The 19,393-nt window shown below is 59.2% G+C and carries 19 protein-coding genes; 5 read left to right on the plus strand and 14 right to left on the minus strand.

Annotated features, from left to right (window positions below; translation table 11 throughout):
- Positions 1–238: 238 nt before the first annotated feature.
- On the plus strand, positions 239–1,183 hold the full coding sequence (locus ACZ89R_RS10735) for an alpha/beta hydrolase (protein WP_429545816.1): 945 nt from the start codon (positions 239–241) through the stop codon (positions 1,181–1,183).
- A 44-nt stretch (positions 1,184–1,227) separates the two neighbouring features.
- Complete coding sequence (locus tag ACZ89R_RS10740) at positions 1,228–1,698, plus strand: MaoC family dehydratase (protein WP_007902410.1); 471 nt, start codon at positions 1,228–1,230, stop codon at positions 1,696–1,698.
- Between the two features lie 84 nt (positions 1,699–1,782).
- Here the strand turns inward: ACZ89R_RS10740 and ACZ89R_RS10745 are convergent, their stop codons facing one another.
- The 4 genes from ACZ89R_RS10745 to ACZ89R_RS10760 form a co-directional block, all read right to left on the minus strand.
- A complete protein-coding gene (locus tag ACZ89R_RS10745) occupies positions 1,783–2,643 on the minus strand; it encodes an efflux RND transporter periplasmic adaptor subunit (protein WP_063341287.1) in 861 nt (286 codons plus the stop codon).
- 11 nt (positions 2,644–2,654) lie between these two features.
- Positions 2,655–2,861: a DUF1656 domain-containing protein gene (locus ACZ89R_RS10750; protein WP_429545815.1), complete on the minus strand. Its 207-nt coding sequence runs from the start codon at positions 2,859–2,861 to the stop codon at positions 2,655–2,657.
- The gene (locus ACZ89R_RS10755) at positions 2,848–4,836 is read right to left on the minus strand and encodes an FUSC family protein (RefSeq protein ID WP_429545814.1); all 1,989 of its coding nucleotides are present in this window, start codon (positions 4,834–4,836) and stop codon (positions 2,848–2,850) included. The genes ACZ89R_RS10750 and ACZ89R_RS10755 overlap by 14 nt, the downstream gene beginning before the upstream one ends.
- A 157-nt stretch (positions 4,837–4,993) precedes the next feature.
- Positions 4,994–5,461, minus strand: a complete 468-nt coding sequence (locus ACZ89R_RS10760; RefSeq protein WP_123495446.1) for a PA2169 family four-helix-bundle protein — start codon at positions 5,459–5,461, stop codon at positions 4,994–4,996.
- A 204-nt stretch (positions 5,462–5,665) separates the two neighbouring features.
- Between ACZ89R_RS10760 and ACZ89R_RS10765 the strand changes: the two genes are divergently transcribed.
- A complete protein-coding gene (locus ACZ89R_RS10765; protein WP_007949456.1) occupies positions 5,666–5,902 on the plus strand; it encodes a DUF3820 family protein in 237 nt (78 codons plus the stop codon).
- A gap of 25 nt (positions 5,903–5,927) precedes the next feature.
- On the plus strand, positions 5,928–7,109 hold the full coding sequence (locus tag ACZ89R_RS10770; RefSeq protein ID WP_429545813.1) for an aminotransferase class V-fold PLP-dependent enzyme: 1,182 nt from the start codon (positions 5,928–5,930) through the stop codon (positions 7,107–7,109).
- 2 nt (positions 7,110–7,111) lie between these two features.
- Here ACZ89R_RS10770 and ACZ89R_RS10775 read toward each other — a convergent pair whose 3' ends face one another.
- The 4 genes from ACZ89R_RS10775 to zwf form a co-directional block, all read right to left on the minus strand.
- Positions 7,112–7,837 carry an intradiol ring-cleavage dioxygenase gene (locus tag ACZ89R_RS10775; RefSeq protein ID WP_429545812.1) on the minus strand — a complete coding sequence of 242 codons (726 nt, stop codon included), beginning with the start codon at positions 7,835–7,837 and terminating at the stop codon, positions 7,112–7,114.
- Positions 7,838–8,053: 216 nt separating this feature from the next.
- Entirely contained in the window at positions 8,054–8,719 is a 666-nt protein-coding gene (locus tag ACZ89R_RS10780; RefSeq protein WP_008072964.1) for a bifunctional 4-hydroxy-2-oxoglutarate aldolase/2-dehydro-3-deoxy-phosphogluconate aldolase, read from the minus strand.
- A gap of 17 nt (positions 8,720–8,736) precedes the next feature.
- Positions 8,737–9,450 carry a 6-phosphogluconolactonase gene (gene pgl, locus ACZ89R_RS10785; protein WP_218397888.1) on the minus strand — a complete coding sequence of 238 codons (714 nt, stop codon included), beginning with the start codon at positions 9,448–9,450 and terminating at the stop codon, positions 8,737–8,739.
- Positions 9,437–10,906 (minus strand): glucose-6-phosphate dehydrogenase, encoded by a 1,470-nt coding sequence (zwf, locus tag ACZ89R_RS10790; RefSeq protein WP_123495454.1) that lies wholly within the window; start codon positions 10,904–10,906, stop codon positions 9,437–9,439. Before zwf ends, pgl begins: the two co-directional genes overlap by 14 nt.
- 228 nt (positions 10,907–11,134) lie before the next feature.
- Here zwf and ACZ89R_RS10795 point away from each other — a divergent pair, with 228 nt between their 5' ends.
- On the plus strand, positions 11,135–11,995 hold the full coding sequence (locus ACZ89R_RS10795; RefSeq protein ID WP_177319492.1) for a MurR/RpiR family transcriptional regulator: 861 nt from the start codon (positions 11,135–11,137) through the stop codon (positions 11,993–11,995).
- Positions 11,996–12,104: 109 nt separating this feature from the next.
- Here the strand turns inward: ACZ89R_RS10795 and ACZ89R_RS10800 are convergent, their stop codons facing one another.
- The 6 genes from ACZ89R_RS10800 to ACZ89R_RS10825 form a co-directional block, all read right to left on the minus strand.
- Positions 12,105–12,959, minus strand: a complete 855-nt coding sequence (locus ACZ89R_RS10800; protein WP_008009461.1) for a D-hexose-6-phosphate mutarotase — start codon at positions 12,957–12,959, stop codon at positions 12,105–12,107.
- Between the two features lie 310 nt (positions 12,960–13,269).
- Positions 13,270–14,616: a carbohydrate porin gene (locus tag ACZ89R_RS10805; protein ID WP_429545811.1), complete on the minus strand. Its 1,347-nt coding sequence runs from the start codon at positions 14,614–14,616 to the stop codon at positions 13,270–13,272.
- 266 nt (positions 14,617–14,882) lie between these two features.
- Positions 14,883–16,043: an ABC transporter ATP-binding protein gene (locus ACZ89R_RS10810; protein ID WP_429545810.1), complete on the minus strand. Its 1,161-nt coding sequence runs from the start codon at positions 16,041–16,043 to the stop codon at positions 14,883–14,885.
- A gap of 3 nt (positions 16,044–16,046) precedes the next feature.
- On the minus strand, positions 16,047–16,892 hold the full coding sequence (locus ACZ89R_RS10815) for a carbohydrate ABC transporter permease (protein WP_102616685.1): 846 nt from the start codon (positions 16,890–16,892) through the stop codon (positions 16,047–16,049).
- On the minus strand, positions 16,885–17,793 hold the full coding sequence (locus ACZ89R_RS10820; RefSeq protein ID WP_007902369.1) for a carbohydrate ABC transporter permease: 909 nt from the start codon (positions 17,791–17,793) through the stop codon (positions 16,885–16,887). Before ACZ89R_RS10820 ends, ACZ89R_RS10815 begins: the two co-directional genes overlap by 8 nt.
- A gap of 186 nt (positions 17,794–17,979) precedes the next feature.
- On the minus strand, positions 17,980–19,287 hold the full coding sequence (locus ACZ89R_RS10825; RefSeq protein WP_429545809.1) for an ABC transporter substrate-binding protein: 1,308 nt from the start codon (positions 19,285–19,287) through the stop codon (positions 17,980–17,982).
- Positions 19,288–19,393 lie beyond the last annotated feature (106 nt).

Genomic DNA, 19,393 nt, shown 5'->3' on the forward strand with positions numbered 1-19,393 from the left:
GAGCCTATCCGGGGCCGCTTTCTGTCCTTTCTCAAAAACAGAAAGCGAAAAACGGTGCTTCCCGGACACTAGCAGCTATAACGAATCAGGCAAATATGCGCACGGTCGTCATTGATCGCGTGAATCTTGCTGCCCCGCCGTGGCCTGATCAGACAGTAGGCGACGGGATGCGCTATACAATGCATCGAGGCTGTTTCCCACCCGGCAGCCTCATGCAGCCCAACGCAAAGGAATCGCCATGATCCACGACACTTTCTGGCTGACCGCGAGTGACCGCAGCCGCCTCTTCGTCAACCAGTGGCTGCCGGCCGCGCCGCTCAAGGCGGTGATCCTGCTGGCCCACGGCATGGCGGAACACAGCGGCCGTTACGCCCGTCTGGCGCAAGCATGCTGTGATCAGGATTACGGCGTTTATGCGCCGGACCTGCGTGGACATGGCAAAACTGCCGAAAACGGCACCTTGGGCCATTTCGCCGATGATGATGGCTGGTGCAAAGTGGTCGGCGACCTGGCCAGCCTTAACCAACATATCGGCCAACAGCATCCCGGCGTGCCGATCGTGTTGCTCGGCCACAGCATGGGCAGCTACATCGCCCAGGCTTATTTGCTGCACCACAGTGCCAGCCTGCACGGAGCGATTCTCAGCGGCTCGAACTTCCAGCCCGTAACGCTCTATCGCGCAGCGCGACAGATAGCTCGCCTAGAACGCCTGCGCCAAGGGCCCAAGGGTCGCAGTGCGCTGATCGAATGGCTGTCGTTCGGCTCATTCAACAAGAAATTCAAACCGGCGCGCACGCCGTTCGACTGGCTGAGCCGCGACCCGGCCGAAGTCGACAAATACGCCAATGACCCGCTCTGCGGCTTTCGCTGCACCAATCAACTGTGGATCGATTTGCTCGGCGGCTTGCAGCAAATCAGCAAAGCGTCCAATCTCGCCCAGATCGATCCGGGCCTGCCGCTGCTGGTGATTGGCGGCGAATGTGATCCGGTGAGCGAAGGCAAACGTCTGAAAGATCTGGCCCACGCCCTGCGCGACGCTGGCTGCCAGAACCTGCAGCTGACTATTTACCCTCAGGCCCGGCATGAACTGTTCAATGAAATCAATCGCGATGAAGTGACTGCCGATGTGCTGAACTGGATCGCCCAGGACTTGAGCGCTCGCCGGCCACCCAGAACCGAATAGTTTTTTTGTGGATTTTTTTTAATTCGTCACAGGAATCGAGACAGATGACCCAGGTTACCAACACGCCTTACGAAGCCCTTGAAGTCGGCCAGACCGCCAGCTACAGCAAGACCGTCGAAGAGCGCGACATTCAGTTGTTCGCCGCGATGTCCGGCGACCACAACCCGGTGCACCTGGACGCCGAGTTCGCCGCCGCCAGCATGTTCAAGGAGCGTATCGCCCACGGCATGTTCAGCGGCGCGTTGATCAGCGCGGCGGTGGCTTGCGAGTTGCCTGGGCCGGGGACGATTTATATCGGTCAGACGATGAGCTTTCAAAAGCCGGTGAAAATTGGCGACACGCTGACTGTGCGCCTGGAAATTCTCGAGAAACTGCCGAAGTTTCGTGTACGTATCGCCACTCGGGTGTTCAACCAGCGCGATGAGTTGGTCGTGGATGGCGAGGCGGAAATTCTGGCGCCGCGCAAGCAACAGACCGTGACGTTGCCGACGTTGCCGGCGATCAGCATCGGCTGATTTGCAAGCCCTAAAAGATCGCAGCCTTTGGCAGCTCCTACAGAGATCGGCGTAGGAGCTGCCGAAGGCTGCGATCTTTTGATCTTACCGTCCCTCCTGCACCTGCACACTCGCCGTCATCCCCGCGCTCAAACTGATCCCTTCAGGCAACGTGTCGAGCTTGATCCGCACCGGAATGCGCTGCGCCAGGCGTACCCAGTTAAACGTCGGTTCCACCTCGGCCAGCAACTGCCCATCGGGCGTGGTATTGCGGTCGGTAATCCCGCGACTGATGCTTTCGACGTGCCCCTGCAACGCCTCCCCGGCGCTCATGAGCCAGACTTTGACCGGATCGCCGACGCGAATTCGCGGCAGTTTGGTTTCTTCGAAATACGCCTGCACATAAAAGGTCGAATCGTCGATCAACGCCATCACCGGTTGCCCGGCATTCACGTAATTACCCTGGGCCAGACGCAGGTTGGTGACGTGACCGCTGCGCGGCGCATGCACCTCGCTGCGGGTCAGGTTGAGTTGCGCGACCTTGGCTTCAGCCTGAGCCTCGCGCAGTTCGCCCCGGGCGATGCCGGCATTGATTTGCGCGTTCTCGCGCAGTTCGGCACTGATCGCCTGCGGCCCGAGACTGGCACGGCGGCTGGCTTCGTGTTCACGCAAACCGAGTTGCTGCTGACGGGTCTGCACCACCGCTTGCGCCTTCTCCAGCGCGGCTTCGAAACGATCACGGTCGATACTCAGCAACACATCGCCAGCCTTGACCTGTTGGTTATCGAAAGCCTTGAGCTCTCGCACCCAGCCAGACACGTCGGGGGCGATGACTACGACGTCGGCGCGGATCCGCGCGTCGCGAGTCCAGGGCGTCAACATGTAGTACTGCCACAGATGGAAGCCGGCAAAAATCGCCAGCGCCGTCAGGCTCAGGGTTATCGCGACACGTACGGATGTACGCATATTCAACTCCTTTATAAAGGCCCCAGGACGACGGTGATCAAGGTCAATACACAGACGTACAAGGCGCAATCAAACAATGCTTCGTGCCAGATCCAGCGACCGACCGGGGTCAGGCGCAATACCATGCGCAACGCTCCGGTCACCAGCAACGCCAGCAACACATCAATCAGAAACGGACTGAGCAGCACGCCGTCCACCGACCACTCATGCAAGCCCATGGTTTTGCTCCTGTTGGTGACACCAGGCACGCCAGCTGCTTTGCAATTGCAGCACCGCGCCTTGGGCGAGTTTCACCGCGTCGCTGGGCGGCAACGCGTACAAGGTTTTCAATAATGCTTCGCTGGGTTGCGCCAGCGCCTCGGCGCGACTGCCGGCCGGGCCTTGCCCGAGGACTTTTTCCAGTTGCTCGAGATAACGCCGCTGGGGCGCACTGACCGGCACCTGGGCGGCCGCCAGGCTCAAACGCAAATGCAGCAACTCATCGCCGATGTCCAGGCCGAGCAAGCCGTCATCCCAGCGGCTGCGCGCCGGCTCCGGCAACTCGGGATAATGCCGCGCCAGTTGCAGCAAACGGTCGGCCATGCGCCCACCGAACCAGCTCTCGGCACCGCGCAGATTGCGTCGGGTGAGGCGCACCAGATCGGCGAGGGTCGCCGCCAGCAAGCGTCGGCCATGCCATGTCGGGTTACGCATGATCAGCAAATGAAACGCCAATACGGCAGCGCCGACACCGATCAACATGGCCTGAGCGCTATTGAAGAAATTCGCGACATCGAACTTCATCGTGTTCAGCGGCGAAACCAGCACAATAAAGTGCAGACAGAAGGACGTGGCCGTGGCGCCGATCTGCGGTTTGGCCATGCCCAGCGCGCCGAGAAACAGCGGCACGCCCATGCCCATGCACAGCAGCGCAAACCCGCTCCATTGCGGCAGCAGAATCTGCCCGACGATAAACGCCGATGGAATCGCCAGCAGGATGCCGCGCAGAAAGCTCATGCCGATTTGCGCCCCATTCTCGCGGCTGGCAAACAGACTGCACACCACACACGTCAGCACCAGAGCGCCCGACGCCGCAGGCCATGCCGTCGCCAGCCAGAAACCCGACACCACCAGAAACGCCAGCGCACTGCGCGCGCCAAAGACCAGCGCCAATGACAGGTCGCGATGCGGCGTAAGGGTTCTCGGCGGGTCGGCCGTTTCACGCCCCTCCTGCACCGCTTTCAATGCGGTACAGGCCGCCATGGCGGTATCGAGCAACAAAGTGAAACGGGCCAGACAGTAACTTTGCGCAGCACTGATGTGTGCATCGTGAGAGGCGTCGAGCAATCTCGGGCGCAAGGCTTGCAACTGGGCGGTATCACAAGCGCCAATCGCTTCTTGAACCTCGGTCATCCATGGCATCAGTTGCTCGGCTTCGAGCAGTTCCAATTGATTCCATTGGCGGCGTACCGAACGGGCGATGCGCAACAGCATCAACAGCTTCTGACTCAAACCGCTGATGGCCCGCGCTCGTTGCCGACCGAGGCTACCTTCAAACCAGGCATGCTCGCGCTGGGCATCGACCGCGACGATTTTCCCGAGTATTTCCAGTAAGCCTTTACGCGCCTGAGCGTCGCCGGCCAATGTCGCACGCGCGGCATTCATGCCGCTTTGCCAGGCTGCCCGGGCCTGGTCCGCCAGTTGCCGTTCGACCCGCAATGGCCAGAGTAACGCACTGGCAGCGGTGGCGCAGAGAATGCCCAGGCAGATTTCCGTGCAGCGCGCCACGGCTTGATCGAATACCGTCAGCGGATGGGCAATGGCCGGCAATGCGATGATCGCCACCGTGTAACCGGCCAACACGAAGGAATAGGACCAGGCACTGCGCAGCAAGGTCGAACTCGCCGTACACAGCCCGAGCCACAACGCCAACGCCAGTAAAAACAGCCAGGGCGTCTGAGCGAACAGACCCATGAACACCACCGACATGATCGTCCCGACCAGCGTACCCAACAGCCGTGCCAAACCCTTGTGCACCACCATCCCGGACAACGGTTGGGCGACGATAAATGCCGTCATCAACGCCCACGACGGTTGCTCCAGCCCCCAGCGCAACGCCAGCCACAGTGCCAGGCCGCCGCCGATCAAAGTCTTGATCGCGAACTGCAAGGCGCGGCGGTCAGGCGCGAACAAGGCCTGTAAAGTGATAGGCACGTAAGGCACTCTTGAAAGGACGGTTTAACGATAGCCCGGTTAGGCGAGATGATTTGAATGACAAATTATTAGCTAGCTATCTATATCCCGTCCAGTATTAAATCCCGAACATAAAAAAACGCCAGACTGGCTGGCGTTTTTGACAGATAACGAACGCTTATGAGCGTGCGCGAGCCTGGTTACGCAGGGCTTTCACCTGATCGTGGTTGCGTTGCACGCCGTGATACTGGCGTTCAACGATGTCACGAATGCTCACCAGGTTGTCTTTGTTGATTTTTTCCAGCGCCTCCTTGTACGCCTTCAGCGCGTGGTCTTCACCGCGTTCGGCTTCGTTCAGCACCGCCTCTTCATCCTTGCCGGTGAACATTGCCTTCACATCGACCCAGCGACGGTGCAGATCGCCGCTGACACTGGTGGAGGTTTCCGGATCACCGCCCAGGGAACGCACGGCAGCCTGCAGCTCGGCAGCGGCAGCAGCGCAGTCGGCGGAGCGCTGCATGAACAGGTTTTTAAGTTCTGGATGCTTGATGTCTTCAGCGCAAGTCTTGAACCCTTCCTGACCGTCTTTACTGGTTTCAATCAGGTCGTTGAGTACAGAGATCGCTTCTTTATTAATGTCGGTCATTTTTCAATTCCTTGCGGTTGATGAAAGATGCAATAAGTAGTTGCAGCCTGCATGCCAGCTTTGAATTGATGACTTTCTACTTATATTTCAATTGCTTAGATATTAGCGAGGAATCTGTATCCGCTTTTTTTGCATGATCTGTCATTTGGCCTGCATGCAGAATGCCTGTATTTTCCAGACTGCCTTGAATCAAGATGACTGATGATGAATCCCGAAAAGCTCGAACTGCTGATTACCCGCGAAATGCCCTTCGGCAAATACAAGGGCCGCATCATCGCTGACCTGCCCGGTCAGTACCTGAACTGGTTCGCTCGCGAAGGTTTCCCCCACGGTGAACTGGGCGGTTTGCTGGCTTTGATGCAGGAAATCGACCACAACGGCTTGTCGGAACTGCTCGAACCCCTGCGCGCCAAACACGGCAAACCCGCGCCTCGCCACTGACCCGCCCTACCTCACCGAGTTGCTCATGCCCGATAACACACGCCGTACCCGCGATGAAGCCTTTTGGCAGACCTTTGCCGACCGTTACGCTGTCGAACCCGGCCCCCTGAACCTGGAAAACGGTTATTTCGGGCGCATGTCGCGCACCGTGGTCGAGGAGTATCAGCGCAACATCGAACTCATCAACCGCGGCAACTCGGTGCATGTGCGCCAGCGCTTCGAACAGGGCGAAAGCGTCAAGATTCGTGAGCAACTGGCCGAGCTGATCGGTGCCCCCGCCGAAGCCGTTGCCTTCACCCGCAACGCTTCGGATGGCCTGCAATCGCTGATCCGCAACTACAATCGCCTGGCACCGGGCGATCAGGTGCTGATAAGCGATCTGGAGTACGACACGGTCAAGGGCGCAATGCGTTGGCTGGCACGTTATCGAGGCGTGGAAGTGATCGAGATCGAACACCGCCACCCCGCCAGTTTCGACAGTTTACTCACCGCTTACCACGAAGCTTTCGTGCGTTATCCGCGACTGAAGCTGATGGCGCTGACCCACGTCACCCATCGCACCGGACTGGTCATGCCGGTGCAGGCGATTGCCGCTGCCGCCAGGGAACACGGGATCGATGTGATCCTAGACGGCGCCCATGCCCTCGGTCAGATCGAGTTCGATCTCGAGAAACTGGGCATCGCCTTTGCTGGCTACAACTTGCACAAATGGATCGGTGCGCCGCTGACGCTGGGCTTCATTTACATCGCCCCCGAGCGCCTGGCCGATATTGACCCGGACATGGGCGAGATGCATTTCCCGGTCACCGACATTCGCGCCCGCACGCCCTACAGCACGCCCAATATTCCGGCCCTGCAGACCCTGCCGTTGGTGTTCGAAGAACATCACGCCATGGGCGGTTCCGTCGCCAAGGGCATGCGGCTCAATTACCTGCGCAACCGATGGGTCGATGCCGTTCGGGGGTTACCGGGAATTGAAGTCATGACCCCGGATGACCCGCGCCTGTATTGCGGCATCACCTCGATGCGCTTTACCCGGCATGCCGATCAGCAGGCGATGGTCGAGCGCCTGCTCAACGACTACAACCTGTTTACCGTGATGCGCAGCGGTGCGGCGTGTGGCCCGTGCATCCGCATTACGCCGGGCCTCACCACCACCGCAGCCGACATGGATCGGCTGGCACGGGCGCTGACTGAATTGCGCTGAGGTCACACGGTGTATTTGTCGAAGTCCTCGGGCTTGATTTGCGATGACACTGCAAACGTGTCGACGCCGATGGTCATGTGCCCGAAAAAGCCGTCGTCGTTCGAGTCTCGACCGATGGCATGGACATTCAAGGTCGAGGCTTCGCCGCCTCGGTGTTTGTAGTGAAAATCTTCATCGTTTGTCAGCGGTGATACGGTGCGCCCGCTGTATTCTCTGGCATTAAGCACCGATCTCGACGCTACGTCCGGGAAGTAGAGTTGGCCAACCCAGGCGACATGGCGTTCTTCGAGATAGTTGTTGCCGGCTGTGATGCGTACCGCGACATGTATGTGCAGCGCTCGGCCGGCATAAAACCCCGGATAGATCGTGGTAAACCGGACGATGCCGTTTTTGTCCGTGAATTGCCCACCACGCAGGTAGGTATCATCATCGGTACGCGGGATCGACCCGATATCGCCGACGCTGACTTTCTTGTCTGGGTTGATCTTGCTCCACCCCGAATACGCCCCGCGCGCGTTGCAATGCCAGATATCGACCACCGCCCCGGTGACCGGTTGACCGGTCATCGCATCGACGATCGTCAGCCGCAGCACCAAGGGGATGCCGTCCACGCCTTCGCTGATGTTGCGTCTGATCAGTTTCGGGTTTCGAAAATACGGGCCGGCGATCTGTTCGGGTGACAGTTGGCAAGCCGGAGGTGGGGATGTAATTGCAGTATTGTCGTCCATGACGTTCTCTCTTCCATAAGATGAACGCAGGGTAACGCTGGACGAGCGACGAGATGCGGTAACTATGTATCGCTTTTTTTCTACAGATTTTCTTTTTTGGCAAAAAAAGGTGCAGCCATAAGGGTTTTATTTCAGGCAAAAAAAAACGGTGCACCGACCAAGCGCACCGTAAAGCCGTAGAACACACAACGAAGTGTTTGGTAAAAATCCGGTAAATCAGTCCAGCAGGGCCAACGCCTCGGCGGTGCACTCCTGGATGCGGGCCCAGTCGCCGTTCTTGATCCACTCGGGGTCAAGCATCCAGCTACCGCCCACGCACATCACGTTTTTCAACGCCATGTAGCTCTTGATGTTGGCCGGGCTGACGCCGCCGGTCGGGCAGAATTTTACTTCGCCGAACGGACCGCCCAGGGCCTTGATAGCCGCGACGCCGCCGCTGACTTCCGCCGGGAACAGCTTGAAGCGGCGATAACCCAGGCTATAGCCTTCCATGATGCCGGAGGCATTGCTGATGCCCGGCAACAACGGGATCGGGCTGCCAACACTGGCTTCAAGCAAGTCACGGGTGATGCCCGGTGTGACGATGAATTGCGAACCGGCCGCTTCGGCAGCGGCCAGCATGCTGCGATCAAGCACGGTGCCGGCACCGGTCACCAGTTCCGGACGCTGCTCGCGCAGGATCTGGATCGCCTTGAGACCGAACTGCGAACGCAGGGTCACTTCCAGCGCCGTCAGGCCACCGGCCGCCAAGGCGTCGGCCAACGGCAGTACGTCCTGTTCACGGGCGATGGTGATCACCGGCAGGATCCGCGCCTTGGCGCAAAGGCTGTCGATCAGGGCAACTTTGTCCGCCATGGAAACGGTCGGGGATGTGTTTGTCATAGCGGCTGATCCTTGGTTCATGGGCACCAGTAAATCTCTAACGTAGGTTGCAGAAACGCCCGAATCGGCATGGCGGCGACATCGTCACCGGCCAGGGCGGCATTCAGGGTAGTCAGCTTGGACTGACCGGAAATCGATAGAACGGTGTGCTTCGCCGAAGCCAGCAGCGCGCGACTCATGGTCAGGCGTTGATGGGGCACGGTCGGCGCCAGCATCGGCCAGCAACGGCGGGTGCCGTCGACTTTCAAGGCATCGACCAGGTTCGGGCTGTTGGGGAACAGCGACGCGGTATGACCATCGTCACCCATGCCCAGCACCAGCACGTCAATCGGCGGCAATTCGGCGAGCAAGCGATCAGCCTGCTCGGCGGCCTGTTCCAGGTTGGCGGTGGCACTGTAGAGGCTCAGGAACTGAGCCTTGGCCGCCGGGCCTTGCAACAGGTAACGCTTGAGCAGGCCGGCATTGCTGTCGGCATGCTCCACCGGCACCCAGCGCTCGTCAGCCAGGCTGACCACCACCTTCGACCAGTCCAGCTTCTGCTTGGCCAGGTGCTGGAAAAACGCCACCGGGCTGCGCCCGCCAGACACCACCAGCGTCGCGGCGCCTTGTGCGGCAATGGCGTCGCTCAGTTGCTTGGCCACCGTCAATGCCAGGCCTTCGGCCAGCAGCACCGGGCTCTTGAACTCATGGGCGCTGACGCCCTGAGGCAGTTTCAATTCAGATATCGCCATACCACGACCTCCCGTCCCGCGTAATCAGTGCAATGGAGCTCATCGGCCCCCACGACCCGGCCGCGTACGGCTTGGGCGCATCGCCGGATTTTTTCCACCCGGCGATCAACTGGTCACACCACTTCCACGCGGCTTCGATTTCATCTTTACGGACAAACAAATTCTGATTGCCGCGCATCACTTCCAGTAACAACCGCTCGTAGGCGTCGGGAATCCGCGCGCTGCGATAGGTGTCGGAAAAATTCAGCTGCAACGGACCGCTGCGCAGCTGCATGCCCTTGTCCAGGCCTTGTTCTTTGGTCATCACGCGCAAGGAAATGCCTTCGTCCGGTTGCAGGCGGATGATCAGTTTGTTGCTGATCTGCAAGCGCTGCTCGGGGGCGAAGATGTAGTGCGACGGCTCCTTGAAGTGGATGACGATCTGCGACAACTTTTGCGGCATGCGCTTGCCGGTCCGCAGGTAAAACGGCACGCCGGCCCAGCGCCAGTTACGAATGTCGGCACGCAGGGCGACGAAGGTTTCGGTGTCGCTCTGGGTGTTGGAATTAGGCTCTTCCAGATACCCGGGTACCGATTTGCCTTCGCTGTGCCCGGCGATGTACTGGCCGCGCACCACTTGAGTGGTCAGGCCTTCCGGGCTGATCGGCGCCAGCGCCTTGAGGACTTTGACTTTCTCATCGCGAATGCTGTCGGCGGACAGGTCGGCCGGCGGGTCCATGGCGATCAGGCAGAGCAATTGCAGCAGGTGATTCTGGATCATGTCCCGCAGCTGCCCGGCCTTGTCGAAATAGCCCCAACGGCCTTCGATCCCGACCTTCTCGGCCACGGTGATTTCCACGTGGGAGATGTAATTCTGGTTCCACTGGGTTTCGAACAGACTGTTGGCGAAACGCAGGGCGATCAGGTTTTGTACGGTCTCTTTGCCCAGGTAGTGGTCGATGCGGTAGGTGCGGTTCTCCGGGAAGAACTGCGCCACGGCGTCGTTGACCTTGCGCGAGGATTCCAGGTCCGAACCGATGGGTTTTTCCAGCACCACGCGGGTGTTTTCGGTCAGGCCGACCTTCGACAGGTTCTCGCAAATAGCGCCATACACCGCCGCCGGGGTGGCGAAGTAGGCAATCACCCGCTGGGCACTGCCGGCCTGCTCGGCCAGGGCGACGTAATCGTCAGCCTTGAGGAAGTCGACGTGCAGGTAGCTCAAACGGGCCAGGAAGCGCTCGAGCACCGCTTCATCCAGCTCTTTGGCGCCCACGTAGCGGCGCAGTTCAGTGGCGATGAATGCCAGGTGCTGCTGCTCGCTGCCGGGTTCACGGGCCAGCGCGATAATGCGCGTATCCTCATGAAGCAGGCCGGCGCCATCGAGTTGATAAAGGGCAGGAAACAGCTTGCGCAGGGCCAGATCGCCGAGAGCGCCGAACAAGGCAAAGGTGCAAGGTTCAACCGTAATCGAAGGCATGATGTTTGTTCTTTTATCAAGTTAAGCTACAAATACCTTTTTTCAAGGCATCACTCAAGGGAAAATGTAGTAATAACCACAACATTTTCGCAAAATACAGATTCCGAGTGGTGGTCGGTCGGAGCCATCAGTAGGATAGGCCACCGTTATGGGCCATATCAAAGGCCCAATTTGCATTAGTCGAACGCTTATTTGCGCTGCTGACCTAAGGAACATGAAATGGATCGCGTGCGAAATTTACTGGAACAGATCCAGAATCGCCTTGAAGACCTGAACAAGGCTGAACGCAAAGTCGCCGAAGTGATTCTGCTCAACCCGGAGCAGGCCACCCGGTTCAGCATTGCCGCCCTCGCCCAGGCCTCGAAGGTCAGCGAGCCGACGGTCAACCGTTTCTGCCGCTCGTTCGGCGTCAGCGGCTACCCGGAACTGAAACTGCAGCTGGCCCAGAGCCTGGCCAGTGGCGCGGCGTATGTCAGCCGGGCGGTTGAAGCCGATGACAATCCGGAAGCGTATACAAAAAAGATTTTCGGCAGCGCCATCGCCTCTTTGGACAGCGCGTTGCAGGCGCTTGACCCGAGCCTGATCAGCCGTGCCGTTGACTTGTTGATCCAGGCCCGCCAGATCCACTTCTTCGGCCTCGGCGCTTCGGCTCCGGTGGCGCTGGATGCGCAGCACAAGTTCTTCCGTTTCAACCTGGCAGTGACCGCCCATGCCGACGTGCTGATGCAACGCATGATCGCCTCGGTAGCCCATACCGGTGAGTTGTTCGTGATCATTTCCTACACCGGCCGCACCCGCGAACTGGTGGAAGTGGCGCGCATTGCCCGGGAAAATGGCGCTTCGGTGCTGGGACTGACGGCCGAGGGTTCGCCGCTGGCCAAGGCCAGCACCTTGAGCCTGAACATCCCGTTGCCGGAAGACACTGATATCTATATGCCGATGACGTCACGGATCATTCAGCTGACCGTGCTCGATGTGCTCGCCACCGGCATGACCCTGCGCCGAGGCGTGGATTTCCAGCCGCATTTGCGCAAGATCAAGGAAAGCCTGAATGCCAGTCGGTATCCGATTGGGGATGAGTTCAATTAGTCCACCTTAAAAGATCGCAGCCTCGCTTCGCTCGACAGCTCCTACATGGGATTGGCGTAAACCTGTAGGAGCTGTCGAGCGAAGCGAGGCTGCGATCTTTTGATCTTTCCTACGCTCCAACCCGCGCCTGCAAACTCAAATGCGCCCGCTCACCCGGTGCCAGGCTCAAGCTGTCGGTCCCGCCGCTGGCCGCTTCCACACAAACAAACTCTAAAATCTCGTTCCAGCTCACACCCAGCAACGGCCGCGAGCCGGGATGCCAGACAACCGTGTCTGCATGGTCACCGGTGTCGATGCACAATTGCCGCTGCCAGGCGTGGTCCTTGAGCTGCAATTCGCCGTCATGCTGGAACACTCGCTGACAACCGCCGTCGACCCGCAACTCACCTTCCTGCTGACAAACCTGGCGGCTCAACTGGTCGTAACCTTGCGCGCCATCGAGCCCAGACAGCGCTACCTCACCCACGTCACCAATACGCCAATAGGCGTGCAACGCCTGGCTCAACTGGCACGGCATGTCGTCCTGATGCTCGGTGCTCAGGTGCAAATCCATGCGCTCACCCAAGTGCGCGTGCAAGTCCACTTGCCAGTCGCACAGCTGTAACTGCCAGTGCAGGTGCACGCCATCGTCATCACTGCTGCTGTCGAGCAGTTTCCAGTCGAGCAAACGCGCCCAGCCATGGGACGGCCAGGCGTTTTCGCTCGGATGACGGCCGTACCACGGCCAGCACACCGGCACACCGCCGCGAATCGCACCGACATGCGGCCACTTCGCCGCGCACCACAGCCAGGGTTTCTGACCCTTTGGCTGGAAGTGCAGCAACTGCGCGCCCTGCCGACTGAACACCGCCTGACACAGCGGATGGTCGATCACCAGCACATCGCGCATCTGATAGCGCTCCCACGCAAACACCGGACGTTCGCGCAAGGATTTGAAGAAGCGTTGTAGCGGATGTTCAAGCATGTGCCGCGGTCCTGAAAATCATGGGTGTACTCACCATCTCTGAAAACAACAGCGCTTTTGTAGCCAGTGAATGTCTCTGTGGCGAGGGAGCTTGCTCCCGCTGGGCTGCGAAGCTGCCCTAAAACCATTCACTGCGGTGCTTCAGGCAAACCGCATTCGCCGCGTTTACGACTGCTTCGCAGCCGAGCGGGAGCAAGCTCCCTCGCCACAATGCTTCGCCAGCCGCCTGGCGGATCAGCCCCAAAAAAAAGCGGACAGCCATGGCCGTCCGCAAATATGCGCACATAGAGAGGAGCTTATCGCAACAGCGTTAGAACACCGACTGAATTTTCAGACCAGCCACCAGAGCGTTGTCGACTTCATCCACACCGCCCGGGTGAGTGATGTATTGCAGGTTAGGACGGACGGTCAGCCAGTTGGTAACGTGGAAGCCGTAGTTGATCTCGTAGTTGTACTCGGTGGAACGCAACGGCGAAAACAGCGGGTCTTCGTAGTCGGTGACACCATTGGCGGCGTTGACCAACTCGGCGTTTTTCTTCACGTCATCGTTGACATGGATACGGGCGAAACCGATTCCGACGTCATCTTTAGGACGCGCATCGAACGGCCCCTTGTACACAAACATCAGCGACTGGTAGTTGTCGACGAAGTTGGTGTCCTTGTCGTGGAAGGTGGCGTTGGCCGCGATGTTCAGACCGCGCGAAGCGTCACCGTTGTGGGTGGTGAGTTGTTGCTGCGCCACGAACCAGTAGCCGTGCTTGCTATCGTGACTGCGATAGGCGTTGCCGCTGGTCGCGGCATCGTCGCCGTTGTCGTCTTTACGTACGTCATCGGCGTTAGCAGTGCTCTTGTAGTAACCGACACGGTATTCGCCCGGCAGGTTGTTGACCTTCGGTGACCAGACCAATTCAACCGGCAAGACGGTGCCCTCGGTACCACTGCCGCTGAGCTTGAAGCCGTTACCGTGCTCAAGTTGCGAGGGGTTCTGGTTGTACGCGCCGATCTGCGCATAGAACTCGGGCGTGATGTTGTACTTCACGCGAACCGCTGCCTGCATGACCGGCCAGTTGTACCAGATGTTGGTCGCCCAGTTACCCGCTTGTGAACCGCAGAATGCCAGGTTCTGGAACTCGCAAGGGAAGGTGTTGAAGTCTTCGCCTTCGCCGAAGTAACCGGCCTTGACGTCCAGTTTACCGTCGAGAAACTGGTGTTTGATCCACAGTTGGGTCAGACGGACCATATGGCCACGGCCGTAGACTTCCTGGGAGGAACTCAAGGTGCCGGCACGCGGGTCGCCGACACGGTCATTGGAGATGTTCTGACCGTTACGGTTGGTGAGCTGGATCTTCGCCTGGGTGTTATCCCAGCCCCACAGTTTTTCCAGGTCCAGCGCCACGCCCAAGCCAAACTGGTCGGCGTAACGCGCCGTCTTGTCGTCGTTGTAGCCGCCATGCAGGTTGGCGCCCACTTCACCAACGTAGTCGGCCTTGATGTCGATACCTTGTTCGATCAGCCTGGTCCGCTCGCCGCCCCAATCCCCGGTCATCCACTGCGAGTCGGCACTGAACGCGTCAGCCGCGTGTGCGCTACCGGCCATAATCATCATCGCAAGAGCTGACAATTGGCAGATAAGCTGAGCGTTGTTCTTCTTCTTCATCCCTACATCCTCGTCTTTATTGTTATTAACTGTTTTTATCTAACGCGGTTTACAACGGTCGTGACGCACGACAGTCCGGGCGCCACGGATTCCCCCTGTGGGAGCGAGCCTGTGGCGAGGGGGCTTGCCCCTGTTGGGGCGCGAAGCACCCCTGAAACCAGTCACCGCGATCCAGGATTAGAAAGCAGTGACCGGTTTACGACTGCTTCGCAGTCGAACGGGGGCAAGCCTCCTCGCCACAAAAGCCCATTCCCACATTTGATTCTTCAGCGGCCTTTGAATTTGGCCACGTTGGCGCTGTGAGCTTCGGTTTTTGGCAGGCCGGCCACCCCCAGGCGTTCACCGGTCTTGGCATCGAACAACAGCACTTTCGATGGATCGAATTGCAGGGTCAGGGTCTCGCCTACGGCCGGCGCGACGTCCGGTGCCAGGCGGCAGCAGACTTTGGTGTCGTTGAGATTGACGAACACCAGGGTGTCGGGACCGGTCGGTTCGGTGACCTGTACTTCGGCACGAATGGTCGGCAAACCATTCGGCTCGCTGCCCGCCAGCACGATCTGCTCCGGGCGCATGCCGAGGATCACTTCGCGGTCTTCGAGACCGGCGTCCTGCATGCCCAGCGGCAATTCGCAGCGCGCCTGACCGCTGTCGAGCAGTGCCACCAGACGACCTTCCTTACGCTGCAAACGCAGAGGAATGAAGTTCATTGGCGGCGAACCGATGAAGCTCGCCACGAACAGGTTGGCCGGGTTGTTGTAGATGTCTTTCGGCGTGCCGAACTGCTGAATGATCCCGTCCTTCATCACCGCCACTTTGTCGCCCAGGGTCATGGCTTCGATCTGGTCGTGAGTCACGTAGACCGTGGTGGTTTTCAGACGCTGGTGCATCAGTTTCATTTCGGTGCGCATCTCGACCCGCAGCTTGGCGTCGAGGTTGGACAGCGGTTCGTCGAACAGGTAAATCTTCGGCCGCCGCGCCAGCGCCCGGCCCATGGCCACGCGCTGTTGTTGACCACCGGAAAGCTGGCCCGGCTTGCGGCTGAGCAGGTGTTCGATCTGCAGCAGCTTGGCCACGCGAGCGACTTCTTCGTCGATTTCGGCGGTGGGCATTTTGCGAATCTTCAGGCCGAACGCGATGTTGTCCCGCACGCTCATGGTCGGGTACAGCGCGTAAGACTGGAACACCATGGCGATGTCGCGATCTTTCGGGCTCATGCCGCTGATGTCGGCGTCGTCCACCAGAATCGCGCCGCCGCTGATGTTTTCAAGTCCCGCGATGCAGTTCATCAAGGTGGATTTGCCACAGCCCGATGGACCGACCAGGATCAGGAACTCACCGTCATTGATCTTCAGTTCGATGTTTTTCAGGGTGTCCGGCAAACCGGCACCGTAGGTCTTGTTGACGTTGCGTAATTCGAGAGTTGCCATGTTCTACCCCTTGACCGCGCCGGACGTCAGCCCACGCAGGAAATACTTGCCAGCGAATATGTAGACCAGCAGTGTCGGCAGCCCGGCGATCATCGCGGCGGCCATATCAACGTTGTATTCCTTGGCCCCGGTGCTGGTGTTGACCAGGTTGTTCAGGGCCACGGTAATCGGCTGGGCATCGCCACTGGCGAAGACCACGCCGAACAGGAAGTCATTCCAGATCTGCGTGAACTGCCAGATCAGGCAGACCATCACGATCGGGATCGACATCGGCAGCAGGATCTTCCAGAAAATCGTGAAGAAGCCCGCGCCATCCAGCCGCGCCGCCTTGACCAGCGCATCCGGAATGCTCACGTAGTAGTTACGGAAGAACAGCGTGGTGAACGCCAGGCCGTAGACCACGTGCACCAGCACCAGGCCCGTGGTGGTGTTGGCCAGGCCGATCTTGCCGAGGGTGAACGAGGCTGGCAGCAGCACGGTCTGGAACGGCAGGAAGCAGCCGAACAACAACAGGCCGAAGAACAGTTGCGAACCACGGAAGCGCCACATCGACAGCACGTAGCCGTTCATGGCACCGATGAACGTAGAGATCAGTACCGCCGGCACAGTGATTTTCACCGAGTTCCAGAAGTAGCTGCCGACACTGTCCCAGGCCTTGATCCAGCCGATGCCATCAATCACTTGCGGCCAGCTCAACAGGTTGCCGGTGCGGATGTCTTCCGGGGATTTGAAACTGGTCAGCAGCATCACCACCAGCGGGACCAGATAGATCGCGGCGGCCAGCAACAGAGTTGCGTAGATCGCGATGCGGCTGAAGCTGATGCCCGGTTTGCCAAGTTGATTACTCATGGCGTTTGCCTCGCAATTCGGAGTACAGGTACGGCACCAGAATCGCCAGGATCGCGCCGAGCATCATCATGGCGCTCGCCGAACCAATGCCCATCTGGCCACGGCTGAAAGTGAAGGAGTACATGAACATCGCCGGCAGGTCAGACGAGTAGCCCGGGCCACCCGCGGTCATCGCCGCCACCAGGTCGAAGCTCTTGATCGCGATGTGCGCCAGGATCATGAAAGCGCTGAAGAACACCGGGCGCAGGCTCGGCAATACGATCTTCAGGTAGATGGTCGGCAGGCTCGCACCGTCGACTTGCGCCGCGCGGATGATCGATTGATCGACGCCACGCAGGCCGGCCAGGAACATCGCCATCACAAACCCGGAGGCTTGCCACACGGCGGCGATCACCAGGCAATACACCACGCGATCCTGATCCACCAGCCAGTCGAGACGGAAGCCTTCCCAGCCCCAGTCACGCAGCATTTTGTCCAGGCCCAGACCTGGGTTGAGCAGCCATTTCCATGCGGTACCGGTAACGATCATCGAGAGCGCCATCGGGTACAGGTAAACGGTGCGGATGAAGCCTTCCTTGCGAATGCGCTGATCCAGCAGCACGGCGAGGAACACGCCCAGCACCAGGCTGATGCCGATGAACATGCCGCCGAACACCGCAAGGTTCTTGCTCGCGACCCACCAGCGATCGTTGTCCATCAGGCGGATGTATTGCTGCAGGCCGACCCATTTGTAGCTCGGCATGAAGCTCGAATTGGTGAAGGACAGAACGAATGTCCAGATGATGTAACCGTAAAAACCAACCAGGACGATCAGCATGCTTGGCGCCAAAACCAGCTTGGGAAGCCAGCGCTGCAATGCGTCGAACGGTGAGGCTTTGCTGAAAACCGCCACAGAGCTCATCGGGATAATCCAGGTGAAGAGGAAAGAAATCGGCACGGCGATCCCTTGTGGGAGCGGGCTTCTGTGGGAGCGGGCTTGCCTGCGATGGCATCAACTCGGTTTGAAGTTAAACCGAATCGCCTGCATCGCGGGCAAGCCTGACTCCCACATAAACCCATTCCCACAGGGGTCACGCGGCGTCAGGGATTACTGGGCAGCTTTGACAGCCGATGCCAGTTGCGCGCTGGCCTTGGCCGGGTCAGCGTTCTTGTCGTTCATGAAGTTGGTGACCACATCGAAGATCGCGCCCTGCACAGCCAGGGAAGTGGCCATGTTGTGCGCCATGCTCGGTTGCAGGCCGCCAGTTTTCTCGTCAGCCAGGAAATCCTTGGCCGCCGCTTGAGCGCAAGAATCGAAGCCCAGCGCGCTCATGTCGTTAAGCATGTCGGTACGCACCGGGATCGAGCCTTTGTTGATGCTGAAGACTTTCTGGAAGTCTTTGCCCAGAGCCACCTTGGCCAGGTCTTGCTGGGCGGCGATGTCGCCTTTGCGATCAGCTTTGAGCTTGAACACAGCCATCGAGTCGATGTTGTAGGTGAAGGCTTTTTCGGTGCCAGGGAATGGCACGCACTGGTAGTCCTTGCCCGCGACTTTCTTCGCGGCGGTCCATTCGCTCTTGGCCCAGTCGCCCATCATCTGCATGCCGGCCTTGCCGTTGATGACGTCGGCGGCAGCGATGTTCCAGTCACGACCGGCGCGGTTCGGGTCCATGTAGCCGGTGACTTTTTTCAGCTCGGTGAAGGCCTTGGCCATCTCGGGCCCGGAGAGGGTTTTCTGGTCCAGATCGACCAGCGCTTTCTTGTACCCGTCTGCGCCCATGACCGAGAGCACCACGTCTTCAAACACGGTGCTGTCCTGCCACGGCTGGCCACCGTGAGCGAGTGCGATGAAGCCGGCGGCTTTGAGCTTGTCGCCAGCGGCATAGAATTCTTCGAGGGTGGTCGGCGCTTTTTCGATCCCGGCTTTCTTGAAGACTTCCGGGTTGATCCACAGCCAGTTGACGCGGTGGATGTTCACCGGCACGGCGACGTAATCGCCTTCGTATTTCACGGTGTCGGAGACTTTCTTGATCAGCAGGTTATCCCAGCCTTCGGACTTGGAAACCTCTTTGAGGGTGTCGGTGCTGAGCAGGCCAGTGCTGCCCCACTCCTGGATGTCCGGCCCCTTGATCTGGGCAACGCCCGGCGGGTTACCGGCCACGGCGCGGCTTTTGAGTACGGTCATGGCCGTGGAGCCGCCACCGCCGGCGACTGCGCCGTCCTTCCAGGTGAAACCGTCTTTTTCGACTTGGGCCTTGAGCACATCGACGGCTGCTTTTTCACCACCAGACGTCCACCAGTGAACGACTTCCACCGAACCTTTGGCATCGGCGGCAAGGGCACTGATGGGGAATGCAGCAACAGGAAGCAGTGAAGCGAGAGAAATGACAGTAGCGAGGCGAGAAATCGCATTCATCTAGTAGTACCTTTCTTGTTGTTATGCATGCAAGTCTGGTGCTTGCGCTGCATAGGATTCTAAACAGGGGATGCCCCTTCGCAGGTAACGAAGGGACGCGCGAATG

It is taken from the genome of Pseudomonas sp. TE3728 (genome assembly GCF_056279145.1).